At 59.3% G+C, this 20,898-nt stretch carries 25 protein-coding genes; 13 read left to right on the forward strand and 12 right to left on the reverse strand.

The features are described from left to right. Positions 1-9: 9 nt before the first annotated feature. From JOE33_RS20650 to JOE33_RS20670, 5 genes are read right to left on the reverse strand one after another with little or no spacing between them, the layout of a single operon-like run. Positions 10-651 carry a tetratricopeptide repeat protein gene (locus JOE33_RS20650; protein WP_187625974.1) on the reverse strand — a complete coding sequence of 214 codons (642 nt, stop codon included), beginning with the start codon at positions 649-651 and terminating at the stop codon, positions 10-12. Continuing rightward, positions 648-1,457 (reverse strand): SDR family oxidoreductase, encoded by an 810-nt coding sequence (locus JOE33_RS20655; RefSeq protein WP_096139919.1) that lies wholly within the window; start codon positions 1,455-1,457, stop codon positions 648-650. The genes JOE33_RS20650 and JOE33_RS20655 overlap by 4 nt, the downstream gene beginning before the upstream one ends. Next, positions 1,444-2,133, reverse strand: coding sequence for an iron-containing redox enzyme family protein (locus JOE33_RS20660; RefSeq protein ID WP_187625975.1), 690 nt, complete (start codon positions 2,131-2,133; stop codon positions 1,444-1,446). The genes JOE33_RS20655 and JOE33_RS20660 overlap by 14 nt, the downstream gene beginning before the upstream one ends. Then, a complete protein-coding gene (locus tag JOE33_RS20665) occupies positions 2,130-3,611 on the reverse strand; it encodes an AMP-binding protein (RefSeq protein ID WP_187625976.1) in 1,482 nt (493 codons plus the stop codon). The genes JOE33_RS20660 and JOE33_RS20665 overlap by 4 nt, the downstream gene beginning before the upstream one ends. Then, the gene (locus JOE33_RS20670) at positions 3,601-4,278 is read right to left on the reverse strand and encodes a thermostable hemolysin (protein ID WP_010436134.1); all 678 of its coding nucleotides are present in this window, start codon (positions 4,276-4,278) and stop codon (positions 3,601-3,603) included. The genes JOE33_RS20665 and JOE33_RS20670 overlap by 11 nt, the downstream gene beginning before the upstream one ends. A gap of 289 nt (positions 4,279-4,567) precedes the next feature. On the opposite strand from JOE33_RS20670, the gene JOE33_RS20675 reads away from it, so the two are divergent. Together JOE33_RS20675 and JOE33_RS20680 are read left to right on the forward strand one after the other, a co-directional pair. After that, complete coding sequence (locus tag JOE33_RS20675; RefSeq protein ID WP_004416638.1) at positions 4,568-5,905, forward strand: DEAD/DEAH box helicase; 1,338 nt, start codon at positions 4,568-4,570, stop codon at positions 5,903-5,905. A 195-nt stretch (positions 5,906-6,100) separates the two neighbouring features. Further along, a complete protein-coding gene (locus JOE33_RS20680) occupies positions 6,101-6,403 on the forward strand; it encodes a hypothetical protein (RefSeq protein ID WP_010436139.1) in 303 nt (100 codons plus the stop codon). 391 nt (positions 6,404-6,794) lie between these two features. Here the strand turns inward: JOE33_RS20680 and JOE33_RS20685 are convergent, their stop codons facing one another. The 4 genes from JOE33_RS20685 to JOE33_RS20700 all read right to left on the reverse strand — a co-directional run bounded on the left by JOE33_RS20685 (position 6,795) and on the right by JOE33_RS20700 (position 9,469). After that, entirely contained in the window at positions 6,795-7,658 is an 864-nt protein-coding gene (locus tag JOE33_RS20685; RefSeq protein ID WP_187625977.1) for a DUF6279 family lipoprotein, read from the reverse strand. Between the two features lie 69 nt (positions 7,659-7,727). Continuing rightward, complete coding sequence (locus tag JOE33_RS20690) at positions 7,728-8,456, reverse strand: TorF family putative porin (RefSeq protein WP_187625978.1); 729 nt, start codon at positions 8,454-8,456, stop codon at positions 7,728-7,730. Between the two features lie 144 nt (positions 8,457-8,600). Further along, entirely contained in the window at positions 8,601-9,113 is a 513-nt protein-coding gene (locus JOE33_RS20695; protein WP_010433729.1) for a hypothetical protein, read from the reverse strand. 167 nt (positions 9,114-9,280) lie between these two features. Then, positions 9,281-9,469 carry a hypothetical protein gene (locus JOE33_RS20700; RefSeq protein ID WP_002554403.1) on the reverse strand — a complete coding sequence of 63 codons (189 nt, stop codon included), beginning with the start codon at positions 9,467-9,469 and terminating at the stop codon, positions 9,281-9,283. 306 nt (positions 9,470-9,775) lie between these two features. On the opposite strand from JOE33_RS20700, the gene JOE33_RS20705 reads away from it, so the two are divergent. Beyond that, on the forward strand, positions 9,776-10,612 hold the full coding sequence (locus JOE33_RS20705; RefSeq protein WP_010433731.1) for a S1-like domain-containing RNA-binding protein: 837 nt from the start codon (positions 9,776-9,778) through the stop codon (positions 10,610-10,612). A 69-nt stretch (positions 10,613-10,681) separates the two neighbouring features. On the opposite strand, the gene JOE33_RS20710 is transcribed toward JOE33_RS20705, so the two are convergent. Then, positions 10,682-11,314, reverse strand: a complete 633-nt coding sequence (locus JOE33_RS20710; protein WP_096131182.1) for a DsbA family protein — start codon at positions 11,312-11,314, stop codon at positions 10,682-10,684. A gap of 144 nt (positions 11,315-11,458) precedes the next feature. Here JOE33_RS20710 and JOE33_RS20715 point away from each other — a divergent pair, with 144 nt between their 5' ends. Next, positions 11,459-11,860, forward strand: a complete 402-nt coding sequence (locus tag JOE33_RS20715; RefSeq protein ID WP_096125115.1) for a DUF2177 family protein — start codon at positions 11,459-11,461, stop codon at positions 11,858-11,860. Positions 11,861-11,950: 90 nt separating this feature from the next. Here the strand turns inward: JOE33_RS20715 and JOE33_RS20720 are convergent, their stop codons facing one another. Beyond that, positions 11,951-12,331: a hypothetical protein gene (locus JOE33_RS20720; RefSeq protein WP_010433737.1), complete on the reverse strand. Its 381-nt coding sequence runs from the start codon at positions 12,329-12,331 to the stop codon at positions 11,951-11,953. A gap of 221 nt (positions 12,332-12,552) precedes the next feature. Here JOE33_RS20720 and JOE33_RS20725 point away from each other — a divergent pair, with 221 nt between their 5' ends. The 3 genes from JOE33_RS20725 to def all read left to right on the forward strand — a co-directional run bounded on the left by JOE33_RS20725 (position 12,553) and on the right by def (position 14,526). Then, positions 12,553-12,744, forward strand: coding sequence for a CsbD family protein (locus tag JOE33_RS20725; protein WP_003314503.1), 192 nt, complete (start codon positions 12,553-12,555; stop codon positions 12,742-12,744). A gap of 226 nt (positions 12,745-12,970) precedes the next feature. Next, positions 12,971-13,936 carry a YihY/virulence factor BrkB family protein gene (locus tag JOE33_RS20730; RefSeq protein ID WP_010433739.1) on the forward strand — a complete coding sequence of 322 codons (966 nt, stop codon included), beginning with the start codon at positions 12,971-12,973 and terminating at the stop codon, positions 13,934-13,936. A 50-nt stretch (positions 13,937-13,986) separates the two neighbouring features. After that, entirely contained in the window at positions 13,987-14,526 is a 540-nt protein-coding gene (def, locus tag JOE33_RS20735; protein ID WP_003314505.1) for a peptide deformylase, read from the forward strand. A gap of 24 nt (positions 14,527-14,550) precedes the next feature. Here the strand turns inward: def and JOE33_RS20740 are convergent, their stop codons facing one another. Then, a complete protein-coding gene (locus JOE33_RS20740; protein WP_096125114.1) occupies positions 14,551-14,961 on the reverse strand; it encodes a GNAT family N-acetyltransferase in 411 nt (136 codons plus the stop codon). Between the two features lie 120 nt (positions 14,962-15,081). Between JOE33_RS20740 and JOE33_RS20745 the strand changes: the two genes are divergently transcribed. The 6 genes from JOE33_RS20745 (at position 15,082) to JOE33_RS20770 (ending at position 20,861) form a co-directional block, all read left to right on the forward strand. Further along, positions 15,082-16,095 (forward strand): ABC transporter substrate-binding protein, encoded by a 1,014-nt coding sequence (locus tag JOE33_RS20745; RefSeq protein WP_187625979.1) that lies wholly within the window; start codon positions 15,082-15,084, stop codon positions 16,093-16,095. A gap of 133 nt (positions 16,096-16,228) precedes the next feature. Further along, on the forward strand, positions 16,229-16,729 hold the full coding sequence (locus JOE33_RS20750) for a hypothetical protein (RefSeq protein ID WP_187625980.1): 501 nt from the start codon (positions 16,229-16,231) through the stop codon (positions 16,727-16,729). 30 nt (positions 16,730-16,759) lie between these two features. After that, positions 16,760-17,197, forward strand: coding sequence for a nucleoside deaminase (locus JOE33_RS20755; protein ID WP_003393272.1), 438 nt, complete (start codon positions 16,760-16,762; stop codon positions 17,195-17,197). Positions 17,198-17,564: 367 nt separating this feature from the next. Beyond that, a complete protein-coding gene (locus tag JOE33_RS20760) occupies positions 17,565-18,386 on the forward strand; it encodes an alpha/beta hydrolase (RefSeq protein WP_096102993.1) in 822 nt (273 codons plus the stop codon). Then, positions 18,376-19,563 (forward strand): PAS domain-containing sensor histidine kinase, encoded by a 1,188-nt coding sequence (locus JOE33_RS20765; RefSeq protein WP_187625981.1) that lies wholly within the window; start codon positions 18,376-18,378, stop codon positions 19,561-19,563. The genes JOE33_RS20760 and JOE33_RS20765 overlap by 11 nt, the downstream gene beginning before the upstream one ends. Before the next feature lie 113 nt (positions 19,564-19,676). Then, complete coding sequence (locus JOE33_RS20770) at positions 19,677-20,861, forward strand: GAF domain-containing sensor histidine kinase (protein ID WP_187625982.1); 1,185 nt, start codon at positions 19,677-19,679, stop codon at positions 20,859-20,861. The last annotated feature ends 37 nt before the right edge of the window (positions 20,862-20,898 follow it).

Raw genomic sequence — 20,898 nt, forward strand, 5'->3', positions numbered from 1 at the left:
GTGTCTCCGTCAGTTGAGCTTCTTGTTCACGCTGGCGAGCAGCGACTGGATGTCTTTCCTGCGCCCGGCGTCTGCCTCTTCACGGCCCGGACGGGGTGGTGCCTGTAACGCCTTGTTCAGGGCTTGCTGTGCCTGAGCATAGTTGCCCTGATCGAACTGATGTTGCGCCGAGAAAAATAGCGTATCGATGCCGTTCGGGTTGATTTTCAACGCCTGTTCCAGCAACTGCCCGGCCTTGGTCGAGTCGCCGAAACCTATCGGCCAGCCGGGAACCTTGTCATACAACGCTGCCAGGCTGGTGTAGGCCGAGCCCTGCAAGGCATTGGGGTCCAGGGTCATGGCCTTTTCCAGGTCGGCTTTTGCCTGTTTGGCTTTGCCCAGCGCACCAAGGCCACCTTGTGCTCCGGCCCAACTGCTGGTGACGATGCCTGACCAGATCCACGCTTCTGCAGCGCCGGGACGATCCTGAGTGAAGGCCGTGGTTTGCGTGGCGAGCTTCTCGAACGCATCGACACGCTGCTTTTCGGGCAGGCCGTACTGAATATGCGCCCATTCCCTCTGGATACCCGCCAGACGTTGCTGGTCGGGTGCATCGAGTGCCCAGAGCGGCAGACTGATCAGGCTCATGACGACGAAAGCGATTCTTTTCATGGTATGTGCTTCTCTTGTGCAACGGGTGAACTGTGGTGGCGGATCAATGGGAGATGCTTGCGCAGGCCCCGGTCCACTAGGGTCGGCAACAGGCTGTTGAGCCTGACGAAAAAGCGCTCCGGCCAACCCAGGTAAAGCTCTCTGCGGTTGCCTGCAATGGCCTGGAGCACCGCCTGGGCGACGTCTTGCGGGTCGTCGACTGCTGAACTCAGCGCGTCGTTCAGCGCCTGCGCTGCAGCACTGTTCATGCTGGTCCGGGTGGCGCGCGGTGCGACGTACAGTACGCCGACCCGGGTGTCGGCCAGCTCGCGACGCAGTGCTTCGGAAAAACCTCGCAACGCGAACTTGCTGGCGCAATAGGTGGCATACCCGGCATGGCCGATGGAGCCGTAGGTAGAACCGACGTTGACCACCATGGCTTCGCTGGCCTGCTTGAGCACCGGCAGCATCAGGCTGGTCAACTGGATTGGTGCATGCACATTGAGGGTCAGCATGGCATCGATGTCGCTGGCCGACAGCTGCTCGAGCATCGCGAAATGGTTGGTGCCCGCGGCATTGATCAGCAGGTTGACGCCAGGCACAGCGCCGACCGCACGAACCACCTGCTGACGACCCTGTGCCGTGCACAGGTCTGCCTCGACCCAGTGCAGGTTGGCTGGGTAGAGTTCGAGCAACTGACGCAGCGGATGTATGTGCCGCGATACCGCCAGCACCTTGGCGCCCTGGCTGCACAATGCTTCGGCAATGGCCAGACCGATGCCGCCGCTGGCACCCGTGAGGACGACGTGCGCGTCAGGCAGCCGCATGAGACGACTCCTTGTGCGCGGTCAGCGCAGCGCCCGGCAACTCGCGAAACATGTCGGTGTACAGGCGGTAAACCAGGCGCGACGCATGAATCACGGCCTGTTGATCGTCCGGATCGTCGACCTTGTCCATCAGCTTGCGGAAGGTTTCCATGTGACCTATGTCCAGGCTGCCGTGAGAACTCAGGTAGCTGAACGCTTCCGGCCCAAGGCCGAGCCCTGCGCGCATGCTGTCTGCTGCGTGGGTGGCCAGGGCAATGCTGGTGCCTTCCAGCACATTGACCATGCCGAACAGGCCCACCGGGTTGCCGCGTGCGATGAGGTCGTAAAGGTAGGCGACCATCAGTTCGATAGTCGCGCCGGGCTGCCCGTTTTCCACGGCCTCGGCCTGACCACCGCAGGCACGCAGGTCGTTGAGTACCCATTTTTCATGCCCGTATTCATCCTCGATGTATTCACAGACGGCCGCCCGCAGCCATTCCATCCTCGACGGCAGCCGGGCGCCGCAGGCCATCATCAACGGCACGGTATGACGGACGTGGTAATAGGCCTGGGTCAGAAAGGCCCGGTAACTTTCCAGGCTGACCTGGCCAGCCATTGCCTGGCGAATGATCGGCAGGTTGAACAGCGTTTCGCGTTGTTCCTGGGTCGCATCCTGCAGGGTCTGAAAAAAGCTCATGACAAGGCACCTTGGGTCAGGTTGTAGGGAGTGAAAAGTGCTTGGTAGCGTTCAAGAATGGCCTCGCGGCGCGGCCGGCCATTCGCGGTAGACAAACCGTTTGCGGGGCTGAACGGCTCGTCGAGTCGCGTCCAGCTCTTGACGCTGGCGTAATCGGGCAGCGTCTGATTGGCCTTGTTGACGGCCTCTTCGATCTCCACGTCAGTGGTGTCGGGACGCGATGGCCAGATCAGGGCGTGGTTGGACGGCAGGGCCTCGCCATACACGAACGCCTGGGCAATGCAGTGGTTCTGGGTAAGTTCTGCTTCGATCCATTCCGGATTGACGTTACGTCCGAAGCTGGTCACGAACTGATGTTTCTTGCGGCCCTTCAAGTACAGGTAGCCATCAGCGTCGAACTCACCCAGATCGCCGGTAGGCCACCAGGCCGGTGCGGGTGTGGTGTCGCCCAGATAACCGAGCATTGGACTGCCGGCCACCAGCACTTCGCCGTCAGCGGCCAGGCGTAACCTTATGTGCGGCAGTGGACGGCCAACACTCCCGGCACGCCGGGCGTCCGGACGATTGAGGGTGATGACCGAGGCGCACTCCGACAGGCCATAGCCCTCGAAGACCGGCAGGCCTGCCGCTTGAGCGCGCAACAGCAGATCGTGGCTGACGCGCGCGCCACCGACTGCGGCGAAGCTCAGCATCGACGCATCGAACGCACCCGCTTCGCAGGCCGTCACCAGCAGCAGCAACAATTGAGGGACCAGAATCATGCTGTCCGGGCGGCGCTGCTGCAAAAACATCAGCAGGCGCGAGGCGTCGACGCCACTGGCACCCTGAATACCCAGGTCCTGCTGGCTTGGCAGGCTGATGCGTGCGCCGGCATACAAGGCTGCATAACAACCTATGTTTTCCAGCAGGATCGCCAGCGGCAACAGGCTCAGATGGTGTACAGGCCGCACCGACTGACTGGCTTCATGAAGCCCGCGAGCAACCCTGAGGATGCTGTCGGCACTCAGGCAAACACCCTTGGGGGTGCCCGTGGTGCCCGAAGTGAAGGTCAGTTTGGCGGTGCCCACCGGCATGTATGTGTGCTCGGCAGCGCGGCGTTGCCAGAATGCGCCATGTTGTCTGTAATCAGAGGCCTGCAACTCTTGAGCGAAGACTGGTCCGGTAATCACCGTGTCCGCCTGGCTTCGCTCCAGGCAATGCCGTCGTTGGGCGAGGCTGAAGAATGGCGGCAGCGCCACACAGCTCAGCCCTTCGAACAGTACGGCCAGGTCCCAGAGCAGGGCGTCGGGGCTGTTGTCCAGCATCAGCGCCACGATCTGCGCATTGGCGGCGCGCAATTGTCCGCGGCGCTGCGTGAGCTCCTCGACCAGTGCGGCGTAATCCAGCGCCCGGTCTTCGCCTTGCAGGGCGATGGCCAGAGGCTGCTCGTCGGCAAGCGTCTGCAGTCTTTGCCAAAAGGCTTCACGTTCATGCGACATGGCAATCAGGCTCCAGTGTCTGTGGCAGTCCAAAGCGCTCGAAGATGCCCATGCTGCTCAGGTGCAGAAAACCGGCACGGATGTCGCCGACATGCACGCTGGGCCGTGAGTCGTAGTACGAGCCCCAGGTGTGACGCTCTTCGCCCAGACGTGCCGGATCGGCAGCGCACAGCGTGACCGGATTCAGGCCCAGACGATTGAAGCTGTTGACCAGTGCTCCGTTGCCGGTAAAGGCAACCCATTCGAAACCGCCCATCGCCAGCAACCAGGTTACTGTGATGATGCTCAGCCGGGCGCTGCCCAGGCTGCTGGCCGCCAGGTTGCCGACTTCGACAATGGCCTGGCGCTCGATCGGGCGCCCTGCCGCAGCGTTGACCTGCTGTTCGATGGAGTGATCCAGGTAGCTCTCCAAAAACAATGTGCCAGCGCTGGCGTGACGAATGCCGGCGACGGCACACAGCGCGCCGCTGCCGTCCTGGAGCCCGAAAAGCTCCGGCATGAATTGCCTGACGTCGGCGTTGTGGGCCTTGCGAAATTGTTGCTGAACGAACCGTTCCAGAGGCTCACGCTGCTGTTCATGCGCCAAGGCGCGGAAGAGGGTCAGGGCGGGAGCCCCGGTATTGCCAAAACTCAGCGGTAGACGAATGTTCCAATCGATATCAGGCATTGGCGAGGCTCCTCCCCCGGTCAGCGAGTAGGGTGGAGTATCGAAGCGGTTTCTTAACCGAATCTGAAGGTAGAAAAATAAATCACGGCCTTCGATTTTTTAGCGTGTATGAGGGGAGAAAAAGCCTCGCGAAGAGCGGCCCGGCGGCGTTGCCCGGCAACGTTTCGAATGGCCTTTATCGGCCCGTTGGTAAACAAAATCGGCCTTTGGTGGTAAAGAAACTCGGCCCCGGCGCTCGAAACCGTTAGGCTATGCAGCTGTATTTTTGTTTTTCGTCGAGGTAGCACCCGTGTTTTCCGAATTCGCCCTGCACGAACGCCTGCTCAAAGCTGTGGCCGAGCTTAAATTTGTCGAGCCTACGCCCGTGCAGGCGGCCGCCATTCCGCTCGCACTGCAAGGGCGCGACCTGCGGGTGACTGCGCAAACCGGTAGCGGCAAGACCGCCGCATTTGTGCTGCCGATCCTCAACCGTCTGATCGGTCCGGCCAAGGTTCGCGTCGACATTCGCGCAGTGATCCTGCTGCCAACCCGCGAGCTGGCTCAGCAGACGCTCAAGGAAGTCGAGCGCTTCTCGCAGTTCACCTTCGTCAAGGCCGGTCTGATCACCGGTGGCGAGGACTTCAAGGTTCAGGCCGCCATGCTGCGCAAGGTGCCGGACATTCTGATCGGCACGCCGGGTCGTCTGCTGGAGCAGTTGAACGCCGGCAATCTGGACCTCAAGCATGTTGAAGTGCTGGTTCTGGACGAAGCCGACCGCATGCTGGACATGGGCTTCTCCGAAGACGTCGAGCGTCTGGCTGGCGAATGTGCCGGTCGCGAGCAGACCATGCTGTTCTCGGCGACCACCGGCGGCGCTGGTCTGCGGGAAATGATCGGCAAGGTGCTCAAGGATCCACAGCACCTGCAAGTCAACAGCGTCAGTGAGCTGGCTTCCGGCACGCGCCACCAGATCATCACTGCTGACCATAACGTGCACAAAGAGCAGGTTCTCAACTGGCTGCTGGCCAACGAGACTTATAAGAAAGCCATTATCTTCACCAACACCAAGGCCATGGCCGACCGCCTGTATGGCCGTCTGGTGGCGCTGGAGTACAAGGCGTTCGTGCTGCACGGCGACAAGGACCAGAAGGACCGCAAGGCGGCCATCGATCGTCTCAAGCAAGGCGGTGCGAAAATCATGGTCGCCACCGACGTGGCGGCTCGCGGCCTTGATGTCGAAGGTCTGGACATGGTGATCAACTTCGACATGCCACGCAGCGGCGACGACTACGTCCACCGCGTCGGGCGTACCGGTCGTGCGGGCAGCGACGGCCTGGCGATTTCGCTGATCTGTCATGGCGACTGGAACCTGATGTCGAGCGTGGAGCGCTACCTCAAGCAGAGCTTCGAGCGTCGCGTTATCAAGGAAGTCAAAGGCACCTACGGCGGGCCGAAGAAGGTCAAGGCCTCCGGCAAAGCGGTGGGCGTCAAGAAGAAAAAGACCGACGCGAAGGGCGACAAGAAGAAAGTAGCGGCCAAAGGGCCGACCAAACGCAAGACGGTCAATCGTCCCAAGTCCGATCTGGTCAGCCAGGACGGCATGGCCCCGTTGAAAAAACGCAGCACCCCGGCCCCGGCCGCCGAGTGATTGCCGTGATCGCTCTCGTGCATTCGGGAGCGATCAACTTCTTTTGCAGTCTGTCTTCGTGCTGACAATGCCTCGCTACACCGCCTGCCAGCTTCTCTGAACCGTCATACACCTCGCAGGTCACACCCTTTGAGTCGCATGCCCGTGGCTGGATGTCATGGGTGATCATTCCATGCAGGACGGAGGTTTAGAGAAATGACCTACAACTGGGATCTTATCGAGCGTTTGTTGCACGAAGTGCAGAACAACGGCACCCCCTCGACATCCACTGAATTCGAGACACTGCTCAATCGCAGCTACATCGAACCGCGTCCTCGCGAGGAAGGTGGAGATGGCTCGACGTACATGCTGACAAAGCGCGGGGCGAGCCTGCTGGCTTTGATCGATAGCAGCATTCCGGGGAATGATCATCCGCGTCAGGTACTCAACGAGCAGGCAGGCGACCCGCTTGACCCAGCGCTCTTTGACACCATCGCCAAAAAGCCCCAGATCGCATAAAACCGCTGACGTTGCACATGCCGACTCGGGCCAGGACGCAGAGCGTCCGGAACGGCATGCCCACGCGGAGCATGGCACGATGGTGATAGGGCTATCGTTCCTCACGCTCCAGCGTGGGAATGCCTTGGGTGACGCTCCGCGTCACGATTCTGCACCACACCGCGCACTCAAGGCAGGACGCAGAGCGTCCGGAACGGCATGCCCACGCGGAGCATGGGCACGATGGTGATAGGGCTATCGTTCCTCACGCTCCAGCGTGGGAATGCCTTGGGTGACGCTCCGCGTCACGATTCTGCGCCACACCGCGCACTCAAGGCAGGACGCAGAGCGTCCGGAACGGCACGCCCACGCGGGGCATGGGCACGATGGTTGTGGTGAGAGGGCTATCGGACTACTTTTGCGACTTCAGGCAATCGAGGTCGGTGAAGTCCTTGCGCATGTCGGCGATGCGGCTGAGCAGTTTGGCGCGTTGTTCCGGGGTGCTCAGGGCGGTGATGTCGACGATCAGCGATATCGCCGCCTTCTCGGTCTGGTCGTAGGCCTTGCGGTATTCAGGGGTCCAGAACGTCTCGCGGTCCTGCAGCAACGCGGCGATGCGTTGCGGGAAGTCGCTGGCCTGACGCTGCTGTACGGTGGCGAGGAACAGGTTCTGCCAGCGCGTACGGTTTTCAATCCAGGCCTTGTTCTGCTCGCCGAGTGATGCAGACCAAGCCTGAATGCGGTCTTTCTGCGCCTGATTGAGCTTGCCGACCCACGGTGTCACGCGTTTCTGCATACGGTCGGCACGTTCTGCAATCTGGCGGTCCAGTGGCTGGTCGAGGTATTTGTTTTCACGCTTGCGCTGATCCTTGGCGAACGACTCCTGCATCTCCTGCACTTGCTTGTCGTCAAAGCGCGACAGCAACTCCACCGCAGACGGCGTGATCTCCTTCGAGATCTTGGATATCGCCTCTTTGGCTTCGCTGGTCCGAGCCTGCAGCCCGTCGTAAGTCACCTGGTCGGTCTTGACCATGTCTTCGAGCTTGTCCAGCCAGGTCAGGTATTCCGGCAGCTGAGTGCTGCAATGCCAGCTCAAGTGTTGCTTGAGGCGCACGTCCAGCCAGCTTTTCTGTTCCGAGTTCATGTCCAGGTAGTCGCTGAGCGTCCACGGAATGATCACGTCGAGGTTGCGATACGCCAGTCCTACCTGATTGCATCCTGCGAGCAGTGCAACGGTCATCAACAGCGTGACGAATGCTTTGAGTAAAGACTGCATGACATCTCCTTGGCGTACTGACGTGCAGTAGAGGAGTGTAACGTCTGGCAGTTCAACCGGTTTCGGCCTTTAAAAGAATGAACGCACCGCTTTGAGGGTGAACGTCCCGTCACAGCGTGCATTGTGGCCGCTGTAGACGCTGCAATCGCCGCCGCTCAGGCTTGAGCCGCTGTAGATGAGGTTCATGTCGATGCCCAGCCAGGGGCGTGACAGGTTTAGCGACCAGTCGTTGAAGCCGTTGATCAACCCGCCGTCGGCGGAAGACTGCGGGGCATCGAACTGGTGATTGGCGTACTGCATGCGCACGCCGACTCCGAGTTGCTCGATGGCGCCCAGATCGACGAATACCGTGCTGTCGCGGGTGCCGACATCGTTGCTGAAGGCCGCGCCGATCCGGCTGTCACGCATGCGCAGACCGGCATAGAACTCGTGGCTGTCGATCTGGCTGGTGTCGGGGTAACTGTAACGAATCATCCCCAGCTCGTAGCCCAGGGTGTTATCGAAGGGCTTTTTGAAGCCCATGTAGGAATCGAGCTCCATCCCGGTATCTGAGGCCAGGCCCATGTTGGGCGCCCATTGTCCGAAGTAGAAGCCGCTCTCGTGAGTCAGGTCCATGCCGCCATGAAAGGAGCCGGAACCGCCGCTGGGCGTCACCAGACCCTGTGCCATGCTGCGCGTAGGCGTGGTAGCAAGTTTCAGGTCGAAGTCGCCCAGATCCCGCTCCAGAACCTGGGCAGAGACAGACTGACAAACAAGCATGGCGCTGAAAGACAGCACGTGTAAGCGATGACTGAGCATGGCTCACTCCTTGATCTGCGAGGAGTGTGGTCAGGGATGGCGTATCGAAAATGGCTCAGGAGCCGACACAAACCGCGAGCTAGAGCCTCGCAAGGATACCGTCGAAATGCGCTGAGGGCGGACCGTTCGTCGATCCGTTATGTGTCAGTTGGCCGCAGTGGTGCGCGCAGAGGGAATGATCAGCCCGCGAATCACCACCAGCGCCTGCTGAAACGACGGGTAGCCGCTCTTGGCAACGTCCAGTTGGGCGTATTCGGCCTGGTAACGCTCGGCGAGCTTTGGATCGCTGACGCTCAGTTGCTGGGAGAGCAGGGCGATGGCCAGGGGGTGCTTGTGTTTCGCGGCGGTTTGCAGCAAATCGATAATTTGCTTCGGGTCGGCCTGCTGACGGATCAGCAGCACGGCCTGGTAGAACTCGGCTTCGCCCGACGCGTCGTCAAGTGCAGCTCGGCGCAGCATGGCCTCGGCCAGTTCATAGTTTTCGCGATCATCTTCGCTGATCAGCAGTTTGGCCTGCAGCATGTCGTTCTGATACAGCAGGTGCTCCGCCCGGCAAGGGCTGTCGGTAAGCTGGCTGTCGTTGGGGCCGTTTTCGCAGTGGTGCGACGCGCAGCCGCCAAGGTAGACAAGTGCACCGAAAAGCATCCAGTTCTTCATTCGAGCATTCCACAAAGAAGATAACGTCCAGAGCGTGATCCAGCTCGTGGTCATAGTGATATCAGAGGAGAGAGTAGCAGCGTGACCGGAAGAATATCCAGCGAAGGATGGTCAATCTAGCGCCTTGAGTGTCAAGGCGCGTAGAGATCGACAGGCAGGACGCGGTTTTACTTTTTACCGAGATTGATCTGCTTGGAAGGTGCGAAGGTCTGGCCACTCACGCCTTTGGCAATTTGCTGGATTTCACCGCCGGACTTCAGGAAAGCTGCAATCTGCGCGTTGATCGAGTCGCTCGTTTCAACGGCTGGGGCGGGTTTGGCTTTCGAGTGGGATGCTTTGATACGCATGGCTGCCATTTACCTTCATAAACGTAATACGGCCAGCCAGAGTACAGGAAACGCTTGATTATTGCTTGGTGATTATGGCACTCGCCCGAGCCGAGCCTGCACTCGGCGGCTTGGCGAATTTATTCTGGAAGTCGCTAACCGACTGTTTTCAGTAAAAAAATATCGATGAGGTGCCGTGGCGTTGCGCGGCAAGGCCAACCCATGACGAATCGGGAAACTGACGAGTGGAGGCTGCGTCGACGCGTTCGGCCACGCTACGCGAACCCGGACTCAAAGTCGGGTAGAATGCCGCCCACGTAATGAGGGTATCTGGAAATGGCTTTAATCGGGCGCTACAACAGCTTGCAAATCGTCAAGCACACGAACTTCGGTCTGTATCTGGACGGTGCGCAGGATGGTGAAATCCTTCTGCCCAATCGGTACATCCCCAAGGACGTTCCTACGGAAGATGAAGACTGGCTCAATGTGTTCATCTATCTGGACAGCGAAGACAAGCTGCTCGCCACCACTGAAAAACCCAAGGTGCAGGTCGGTGAGTTCGCCAGCCTGAAGGTGGTTGAAGTCAACAGCATCGGTGTGTTCCTCGACTGGGGCCTGCCCAAGGACCTGTTGCTGCCTTACTCCGAAGAGAAGCGCACCTTGCAGGCCGGCGATTACTGTGTGGTTCACGTCTACCTCGACAAGCACACACGGCGCATTACCGCCACTGCGCGCCTGGATCGTTACCTGGACAAGACGCCTGCCAGCTACAGCGTGGGGCAGGAAGTCGATCTGCTGGTGGCCGAAGCGACCGACATGGGTTTCAAGGCGATCATCAACAACAAGCACTGGGGCCTGATTCACAAGAACGAAGTGTTCAAGTTCATGCGCGCCGGCAAGCAGGAAAAAGGCTACATCAAGGAAATTCGCAGTGACGGCAATATCAGCCTGAGCCTGCAGCCTGTCGGTGCAGAGGCCGCCAGCAGCCTGAACTCGAAGATTCTTGCCAAGCTGCGCGAGAACAACGGCACGCTGCCGGTCAGCGATAAAAGTGATCCGCAGGTCATCAGCGGTCTGTTTGGCGTCAGCAAGGGCAACTTCAAAAAAGCCATTGGTGCGTTGTACAAGCAGGGGCAGATCGTGATTCACGCCGACCGTATCGAGCTGGTCTGATACGGCGTCGCAGCCTGGGTGCCCTGGCGGCAATCGATGTGAGCTGCAATCGATGCAGCTCGCGGCACCTCAGGCCCAGGTGGCGAGCGCGTCTATTTCCTGGCTCAGGCGATCGAACGGCAAGGTGCCGTTGAACACCCGGGCGTCTTCCAGCGCCTCGTCACTGCGTCGCAGCAGCAGGACCGGAACCGCTCTGAGCCCAAGCTTTTGCGCCAGTTGCTGGTCTTCCGTCACGGCCTTTTCGAAATGACCGGCGTTGAGTGCCTGCTCCATTGCTTGCCGATCCAGCCCGAGCGCGTTGGCCAGGTCGAGCAGTGTGTGCGTCGCGCCGATATCCAGCCCCTTTTCAAAGAACGCCCGATAAGCCTCCTTGTGAAACGCTTCAAAACTCCCTGCGTTCCTGGCAAACGCCGCAGCTTCCAGAACCTTGCGGCTGCGCGGCTGAACGCTGGGCATCTTCATCGTCACCTGACGCCTGTCGGCCATCGGCAGCACTGACCGAGACCAGGTTTCACGCAGATAATCGGCACTCGGGTCGAGCAGTTCCAGCGGATCGGGGCGCAGTTCAAAGGCATGCCAATTGAATTCGAGCCGTTCACCGTAGGTTTGCTGAAGCTGCTCCAGGACGGCCAGTTGCAGGTAGCAGAACGGGCAGACGTAGTCGCTCCAGACATCTATTTTCAGGGGACCAACAGTGTTCATGTGGTTGAAACTCCATAACGCTAGTTAACACTGACTCCCTTAACCTTTTAAAAGTCCTGAAGTTGGATGGATCAATATCTACCTTTGGTCGGTCATACCTTCAAGCGGGCTTTCCCGGACCTGAAACTTCATCAAGGACGCGCCATGAAAAGAATACTGATCGCTTACTTCGGCACATTGCTGGCGTTTCTGATCCTCGACGGAGTCTGGCTGGGCGTGCTGATGGGGCCGACCTACCGTGAATGGCTCGGACCGCTGATGCTCGATACGCCGGTCTTGGGACCTGCCATCGCGTTTTATCTGCTGTATGGGGCGGGGGTGGTGTTTTTCGGCGTCATGCCTGCGCTCAGCGTGCAACGACTGAGTCACGCGACATTGTGCAGCGGTCTGCTGGGGCTGATTGCCTATGGCACCTATGACCTGACCAACTGGGCCACGTTGCAGGGCTGGCCTGCGCAACTGGCGCTGGTGGATCATGCGTGGGGCACGGTGGTGTCGGCGCTGGCCGGTACGGCGGGCTATCTGGCGGTACGTAAGTTTGCCTGAAGCGCTGTGCCGCAATGAGCGTTGCCGATGCGCAACGTTCACCCGGCGCAGTGCGCGAGCGTAGCGGCTACGCTGCCGCTACGTTCACAGTTACTTCTGCAGGAAGCTGGCAAAACTCAGGTTGCTGCCCTTGGGGCGCATGTCCTTGAGAAAAGAGTCCTTGTCGGCGCTCAGCTCCAGGCTGACGGTCGGTTTGCGCTTGTCCGCATTGCGCACTTCAAGGCCTTCGATGTGATCGCGCATGAAGACCGTGGTCACTTTCAAATGCAGCAACTGGTCGGTTTCAGGCGTGTGCAGCAGCAGGTGCAGCCACTCGTACTGACCTACTTGCAGGCGCGGCACAGGCAGGTCGAACCACCAGATGTTTCTTTTGTGGTCCAGCACGGCGAAATGCGTGTTGTTGACACCCAGCACTGCGCCACCCAGATCCTGGTTTCTGCGTGCAATGGCCAGCTTTTTATCGAGTTTCATAACGTTCCTGTGAATCGGTGTGTTCAGCGTGTCGGCCCTGCCGGACAACGGTGGCGCGCATTCTCGCACAAACTCTGCCGCAAACCTGCCCCAATGCACGGCGGATGAGCGGCAACAGCGGCTGGGAAAATAGTTGAAACTCTTTGCCATCCGCACAGGTCAATCTTTTGTCGAGTACGACATCCGATTCCAGTGCGGTCTTCAGACCCAGGAGATTTTCGATGAGCAGCACCAGCGATAAAGCCAAAGGTATGGCCAACGAAGCAGTTGGTAACGTCAAGCAGGCTGTTGGCAAGGCTACCGACAATGACAAGCTGCAGGCTGAAGGCAAAGTACAAGAGCTGAAAGGTGAAGGCCAGCAGGCTGTAGGCAAGGTCAAGGACGCCATCAAGAAGGGCGTTGACAAGGCTTGAGTCGATTGTTATCGGCGCCCTGGCGCCGGTAGCTGGCATTACCGATAACGGTCATCCACGGATGGCCGTTATGCTTTCTGCTCTGCGGGACTGAAACCTTTCATGGCCTGTCCAGTCAATGTGCCATCGGTATTCGCGTATCGGCTCCGTCAGCGCGATACGTCATGTATGACATGCCGGTTTTCAGGATGTAAGGTTTTCCAGTAAGGGAGTGAGAGGAAGCGCCATGATTTTCCCCCATTTGCGTAAATTGAAAGTCGGCAAGGTGCTGGTGAGAACCGTCAACGAGTTCCTCGATGACGAGATGTCCACCTATGCATCGGCATTGGCTTACCAGATGCTGTTTTCTCTGTTTCCGTTTCTGCTGTTTCTGATCGCATTGATCGGCTTTCTGCACCTGCCTGACTTTTTCTCCTGGTTGCGACTGCAATCGGAATTCCTCTTGCCGCCGCAGGCACTCGAACAGGTCAACCCGGTCATCGACCAGTTGCAGCAGTCCAAGGGTGGCTTGCTGTCGATCGGTATCGTCATCGCGCTGTGGACCGCATCAGCGGGTGTGCGCCTGATGATGAGCGCCATGAACGCTGCGTACGACGTCGTCGAAGGGCGCCCCATATGGAAGCGTCTGCCGCTGTCGATTCTCTACACCGTAGGCATTGCCGGCATGTTGCTGGCGGCAGCCGCCTTCATGGTGCTGGGGCCACAGGTCATGAACTGGATTGCCGCGCAGATCGGCATGGAAGACTTCATCGTCACGCTGTGGACCATCCTGCGCTGGCCCGCGATCATTATTCTGCTGATGGTCGCTGTAGCGCTGATCTATTACGTGATGCCTGACGTCAAACAGGAGTTTCGCTTTATCACCCCAGGTTCGGTGCTGGCCGTGGTGGTGTGGATCGTTGCTTCCCTGGCCTTCGGTTTTTACGTCAAGACATTTGCCGACTACAACGCCATGTACGGCAGCATCGGCGCGATCATCGTGCTGTTGCTGTATTTCTACATCTCGGCGGCGGTGCTGTTGCTGGGTGCGGAAATGAATGCTGTGATCGAGCACATGTCTGCTGAAGGCAAGGACGCAGGCGAGAAGGAAGCCGGTGACGGCGGCGAAGAAAGCAGCGAGACAGGCAAGCAGCATGTCTCCGGGCTGGGCCGCGACCACTCAGTGCCGCTGCAGAAGGCTGACGAAGCCTGATCGATTTCTGTGGCAAGATCGCTTTTCAAGTCGGCAAGAGACAGGCAGTCATGATCCACAAAATCCTGAAGATGGGCGATGAGCGCTTGTTGCGCATCGCCCCTCCGGTGCCCGCAGAGATGTTTGGCAGCAGCGAGCTCGACACGCTGATTGCCGATATGTTTGAAACCATGCACAGCGTCGGCGGTGTCGGCCTGGCGGCACCGCAGATCGGCATCGATCTGCAACTGGTGATTTTCGGTTTCGAGCGTAACGAGCGCTATCCCCAGGCCGAAGCGGTCCCGCAGACCATCCTGATCAACCCGCTGATTACCCCGTTGAGCCCGACGCTGGAAGAGGGCTGGGAAGGGTGCCTGTCAGTGCCCGGATTGCGCGGCATGGTGGACCGTTACCAGAGCATTCGTTACGAAGGCTTTGATCCTCAAGGCCAGCCCATCGAGCGTGTTGCCCACGGTTTTCACGCGCGGGTGGTTCAGCATGAGTGCGACCACCTGATCGGCCGGCTTTATCCGTCGCGCATCACCGACTTCAGCAAATTCGGCTTCATGGACGTGATGTTTCCGGACATGGACCCCAACGCCGACGAGTGATCGTCGCGTTGCGCTGCAAAGCAGTCATGCTTCGCGGCACAGTGCGATCAGCGGCTTGCTGCGGCTGTAGCGCATGAATCGTTCGCCCAGGGCCTGGGGCAGACGCTGTGCCGTCTCGAACCCTGAACGTTGGTAGAAGCCCAGCAGGTCCGGATGGCAGAACAGCCAGACCGGCCCGGCCAGCGGTTGCAACGCCGCTTCGATCAAGCCCCGCGCCACGGCTTGTCCGCGCAGCGCCGGCGCCACGAACAGCCCGGTCAGCCAATGCCCCTCTGCGACAGGCGTCAGGCACAACGCACCGATGATTTCCGCCCGCTTTGCAACCCACGCCTGGCCCTTGCTGGCAGCGCGCATTGACGACTGGTGCTCACGGTAGAACTTGCCCAACAACGGGCGACATTCATCAGGCAGCGGATAAAACTGGATTTCGGACATCGCGAGCGCGCTTGAAAACAGGGGCTTGCATCATACAGAGGCTAACGCCGTGACAACTAATCGGCGCAGGCTGGTGTCGATACTTTCAGATCCGTTTGTTCCGCGCCATTTGAGGTGAGCATGAAATCAATAACACGACTACTGGGCTGTTCACTTCTGGCGCTGAGCCTGCTTGGGCAGACAGCGACAGCGGCTGAAAAAACCAAGCCAATCCAGTTCGGCGCGCTGACCTGGGAAAGCGGCAGCCTGATCACTGAAGTCCTGCGCACCATCGTCGAGAAGGGCTATGGCTACCCGACCGATACGTTGCCCGGCAGTACGGTCAGCCTGGAAACCGCGCTGGCGAAAAATGACATCCAGGTGATCGCCGAAGAGTGGACCGGACGCAGCCCGGTGTGGGTCAAGGCTGAAGAGGAAGGCAAGGTGCTCGGCCTGGGCGACATCGTCAAGGGCGCGACCGAAGGCTGGTGGGTGCCTGAGTACGTGATCAAGGGCGATGCCGCCAAAGGCATCAAGCCGCTGGCGCCGGACTTGAAGTCTGTCGCTGATCTGGCGCGCTACAAGGACGTTTTCAAAGACCCGGAATCGCCGGACAAGGGCCGATTCCTGAACAGCCCGAGCGGCTGGACCTCGGAAATCGTCAACACCCAGAAACTCAAGGCTTATGGCCTGGCCGACAGCTTCGTCAACTTTCGCACCGGCTCAGGTGCAGCACTGGACGCCGAGGTCGCATCGGCTATCCGGCGCGGCAAGCCCGTGTTGTTTTACTACTGGTCACCTACGCCCCTGCTGGGCAAGTACAAGCTGATCAAACTGGACGAGCCCGCCTTTGATGCTGAAGCCTGGAAAACCCTGACCGACGCCAGTAACCCCAACCCGCGTGGTACCTCTTCGCTGGCGGCAAAGCTGTCGATCGGCGTTTCGGCAGAATTCAGCAAGCAATACCCGGAGCTGGTGAGTGTCTTCAAGGGCGTGGATTTCCCGATTGATCTGCTCAACAAGACCTTGGGCGAAATGAGTGACAAGCATGAGGATGCCAAGGTCGTGGCTGCACGCTTCCTCAAGCAGCATCCCGAGGTGTGGAAAGCCTGGTTGCCTGCCGATGTCGCCGAACGGGTCAGCGGCAGTCTTTAACGATCACTCTGCTGCATGACGCGAGGCGCATAGCTGATAACGGCATCAATGGCCGGTATGCGACGCGCCGAGTGGTAAAGCCGGGCCAAGCTGATAAGTTCAGGCTTGGGTCAATCGATGCTCGGGAGGCGTCATGACTGATCACGTTCGGGGCTCGCGCGGCATGTGGCAGACCTGCCTGGCATTGCTGGCCTGTCTGTGTCTGGATGCGATGCATCCGGCCAGCGCCGAAGAGGCCGACGACATGGCGCTGGCCCTGGTGGAGCAACGAAATCTGGGCGAAGGCCTCGCCTGGCTGGGGTATCAGGTCGCCTCGCGCACTGATACGTTTGCCGGTATCGTGCAGGCAGTCGGCAAGACTGAAGCCCAGGAACTGGTACAGAAGGAATTGCAGCGCCTAAAACCGGAGTATCAGGCTCAGTGGGACCGCAATCTGGCAGCGGCTTATGCTCATTCATTTACCGCCGAGGAATTGCGTTCGCTCAATCAGGGCGACGGTTCGCCTTCATTGGGGAACAGATTCAGGGCCAGAAACACCCAGGTCAGCGCCGATATGAAAGCCCGGTCATCGGAGCTGCTGGGACAATTTGTCAGTCGTGCGCTAGGCAACGCCGAGGCAGCACTGCAACACTGACAGCTATTTTTGACGATACGAGGCAAACACATGGACGCATTCATGCAGGCAGCATTCGATGAGGCACAACTCGGGCTGAAGGAAGGCGGAATCCCTATCGGCTCGGTGATCGTCCACGGCGGAAAAATCATCGGTCGAGGCCACAATCGTCGCGTACAAGAGGGCAGTGCGACGAAGCACGGCGAGATGGATGCGCTGGAAAATGCCGGTCGCCAGCCGGCCAGTGTCTACCGTGACTCGGTCCTCTACACCACGCTGTCGCCTTGTGCGATGTGCAGCGGTGCGATTCTGCTCTACGGCATCCGCAAAGTGATCATCGGCGAGAATGAGTCATTCATGGGCGAGGAAGAACTGCTGCGCTCGCGTGGCGTGCAGATCGACGTGCTGGATAACCCTGAGTGCACACACATGATGAAGGACTTCATCGCCAGCAAGCCCGAACTATGGAACGAAGACATCGGCGAGTAAAGACCGCTTCTTGTCAGCTTCCCGCCCCTTGGACGGTTTTGCTCATCGTGCCAATGCGGAGCGTGAGGAACGAGAGGTGTTCGTAACCCTCGCTGCCATGCTTCGCGCTCATCGATATACGCAAATGTAACTGTTTATCGTGCCAATGCTCCGCGTTGGCATGCAGTTCGCGACGCTCCGCGTCACCCGGCTCATCCCTCGCGAGGTCCGGGCCTGGCTCAGATTACTGCCCGTCATTAATCTGCTTTGGCGCCTGTCTTAAAGTGCGGTTTGTGCCACTAATGTGCCTTTAACGGTGATAACCTCCTCCCATCTTTATTACGGTATTCATACCCAACCGTTTACCTGGCCATTTTTGGAGCCCGATATGTCGGTCCAGCAGCGCAACAACGTCAATATTTTGGGCGACGGACCGATCACTCTGATTTTCGCTCATGGATTCGGCTGCGATCAGAACATGTGGCGTTTTATGGCGCCGCACTTCGCAGAGCGTTTCAAGGTCGTGCTGTTCGACCTGGTGGGCAGCGGCAATTCTGATACGTCGGCCTGGTATCCGCATAAGTATTCTTCGCTCAAGGGCTATGCAACCGACTTGCTGGAACTGGTCAACGAGTTCGCCGCAGAGGGGCCGGTAGTGCATGTCGGTCACTCGGTCAGTTGCATGATTGCCGTGCTGGCCGAGCTTCAGTCACCCGGCCGCTTCGACGGCCACATCATGATTGGTCCATCCCCGCATTACCTCAACGAGGAAAATTACATGGGGGGATTCAATCGCGCTGATGTCGATTCGTTGCTCGAGACGCTGGAAAGCAATTATCTTGGCTGGTCGAGCACCATGGCGCCGACACTCATGGGCGCCTCTGACCGGCCTGAACTTAGTGAAGAACTCGCCAACAGTTTCTGTCGTACCAATGCCGAGATCGCCAGGCAGTTTGCCCGCGTGACGTTTCTGTCCGACCATCGTGCCGATGTCGCGCAACTCAAGAGCAGAACACTCATTCTGCAAAGCAGCGACGATATGGTGGTGCCTGTCGAGGTGGGTGAGTACCTGCACCGTGTCATTGCCGACAGCACCCTGCACATGATCGACAACGTAGGGCATTACCCGCACATGAGCGCAGCACAGGAATGCATTACTGCGATGAATCAGTTTCTGGCCTCTTACGAGAGTGCCGCACATGACCGTTGAACAGGTAAGCCTGCCCGCCACAGAAGACCTCTACGAACACGCGGCTTGCGGTCTGCTGATCACGCTGCCCAACGGCACCATCGAGCGCGCCAATCTGACGTTTTGCCGGTGGCTGGGTCTGGAGCGCGATGCTGTTTTGGGCCGCCGCTTCCAGGATCTGCTGAGCCTGGCAGGCAAGGCCTTTCTGCAGACCCACTGGGCGCCCACGCTGCAGTCGCAAGGTTCAATTGCCGAGGTCAAGGTCGAGCTGATTCATGCCGATGGCCGCCCCATCCCGATGATGCTCAACGCCGTACGCCGCGAGTACCCGACGGGGTTTCTGCATGAAGTGGCCGTGTTCATGGCCGAAGAGCGCAACAAGTACGAACGCGAACTGCTGGCTGCACGCAAGATCGCCGAAGAGCTCCTGCAACAGCAGATGACCGTGCAGAGCGAGTTGACCTCGGCGCGCAATCGCCTGCGCCTGGCGCATGCCGAGGCGGAGATTCGGGCTATTTTTGCCGAACAGATGATTGGCATCGTCAGCCATGACCTGCGCAACCCGCTGGCCGCGATCAAGATGGCTGCCGGACTACTGGAGCGCACGCCGCTGGAGTCGCGGCAGGAGCGGATTCTGGGACACATCAATCATTCCACCGACCGTGCCGATCGCATGATTGTCGACCTGCTGGATTTCACTCACGCCCGGGTCGGCAGTGGCATTACCGTCGTTCCTCAGCCTATCGATTTTCACGCAGTCGTCGCCCGTGGCGTCGAAGAGCTGCGCCAGGTTTTCCCGGGTCGGGTGCTGACCCATCGCAGCGAAGGGCAGGGCGCGTGTTCGGCTGATCCTGACCGCCTGCTGCAGATGCTCGGCAATCTGGTCAGCAATGCCATCAGTTACGGTACCGAAGACGGCGAGGTGCTGATTACATCGTCGTTCGACACCTGGATGATCAAACTGTCGGTTCACAACCTCGGTGAACCGATACCGATGGAGAAGGTAGACGACCTGTACGAGCCCGTCGTACGCGTGGTCAGCGACAGTGACGAGACCCGCACCGTCGGGCTCGGCCTGTTTATCGTGCGCGAGATCGTTCGAGCCCATCTGGGCGATGTGACGGTTCGCTCTTCGGCTGAAGAGGGCACGACGTTCACGGTGGCGTTTCCGCGTCCCCCGGCGAAACCGGGGGGTTGATCAGGTTTCATGCAGATTGACGATCACCCCGTGTGATTCGCGGGTGCAGAAAAATCGTTACAGTCCTAAACTAACGTGCTGCGTCATCACATCAAGGTTCATACAGGTTCTACATGCGGCGATCCATTTCAAATGATGTGGCCACGATCAGTCGAATCAGCGCGGTGCCGGCTATCCTGCAGGTCATTGCCGAATCCACCGGGTTGGGTTTCGCCGCCGTGGCGCGTGTCACCGAAACCACCTGGACGGCCTGTGCGGTCCTGGACACGCTTGATTTCGGTTTGAAACCTGGCGGCGAGCTGGAATTGAGCAGCACCATCTGCCACGAGATTCGCAGCTCCCACAAGGCTGTGGTGATTGATCATGTCGCCGAGGATCCGCTGTTCTGTGCGCATGACACCCCGCGCCTGTACAGCTTCCAAAGCTATATCTCGGTGCCGATCTTTCTTTCCGACGGCTCCTTTTTCGGCACTATCTGCGCGCTGGACCCCAAGCCTGCAAAGCTGATCGGCACGCCCATCGAGGCCATGATGGTGTCGTTCGCACGTCTTCTGGCGCTGCAGATCGAGGCCGAGGAAAACCTGCAACAGGCGCGTGAAGACCTGCTCGCCGAACGTGAGGTGGCTGAGCTGCGCGAGCAGTTTATCGCCGTGCTGGGGCACGACCTGCGCAACCCGCTGTTTGCCATCAATGCCAGTGCCGAATTGCTGTTGCGCCGTCCGCTGGATGAGAAGGCCCAGCAGATCGTGCAACACATCCTGACCTCTGGCCAGCGCGCCTCGCAGCTGGTCGATGACGTGCTCGATTTTGCCCGCGGCCGTATGGGTCATGGCATTCCCCTGAGTATCCATGAGGCGCATGGCCTGGATAAGACTCTGGAGCATGTGATTTCAGAGGTTCAGCGCGTTCACCCGTCGCGGCCGATTCACTCGAACATAGGCACGCTGGAGCGTATTCGCTGCGATCATGAGCGGATCGCGCAGTTGCTCTCCAATCTGGTGTCCAACGCGATCAGCCACGGTGATGCCGAGAGCCCGGTCGAAGTGACGGCAGGCGTGCATGGCGAGGTGTTTGTGCTCAGCGTTACCAATCAGGGCGAGCCGATACCTGAATCGGTTCGTGCGCAACTGTTCCTGCCGTACTCGAGACCCATCACCGACGAGCCGCAAGCCGGGCTCGGACTGGGGTTGTACATTGCCAGCGAGATAGCCATTGCTCATGGAGGTACGCTCGAGGTGTGCTCGACGCGAGAGCAGGGCACGGTCTTTACCTTCAGCATGCCGTTGAAGTCTGCGTAGGCCCCCTTTGCCAGCCTGTGTCTTATGACCACACAGG

The organism is Pseudomonas sp. PvP027, assembly GCF_017833005.1.
GTDB classification, from domain to species: Bacteria; Pseudomonadota; Gammaproteobacteria; order Pseudomonadales; family Pseudomonadaceae; genus Aquipseudomonas; species Aquipseudomonas congelans.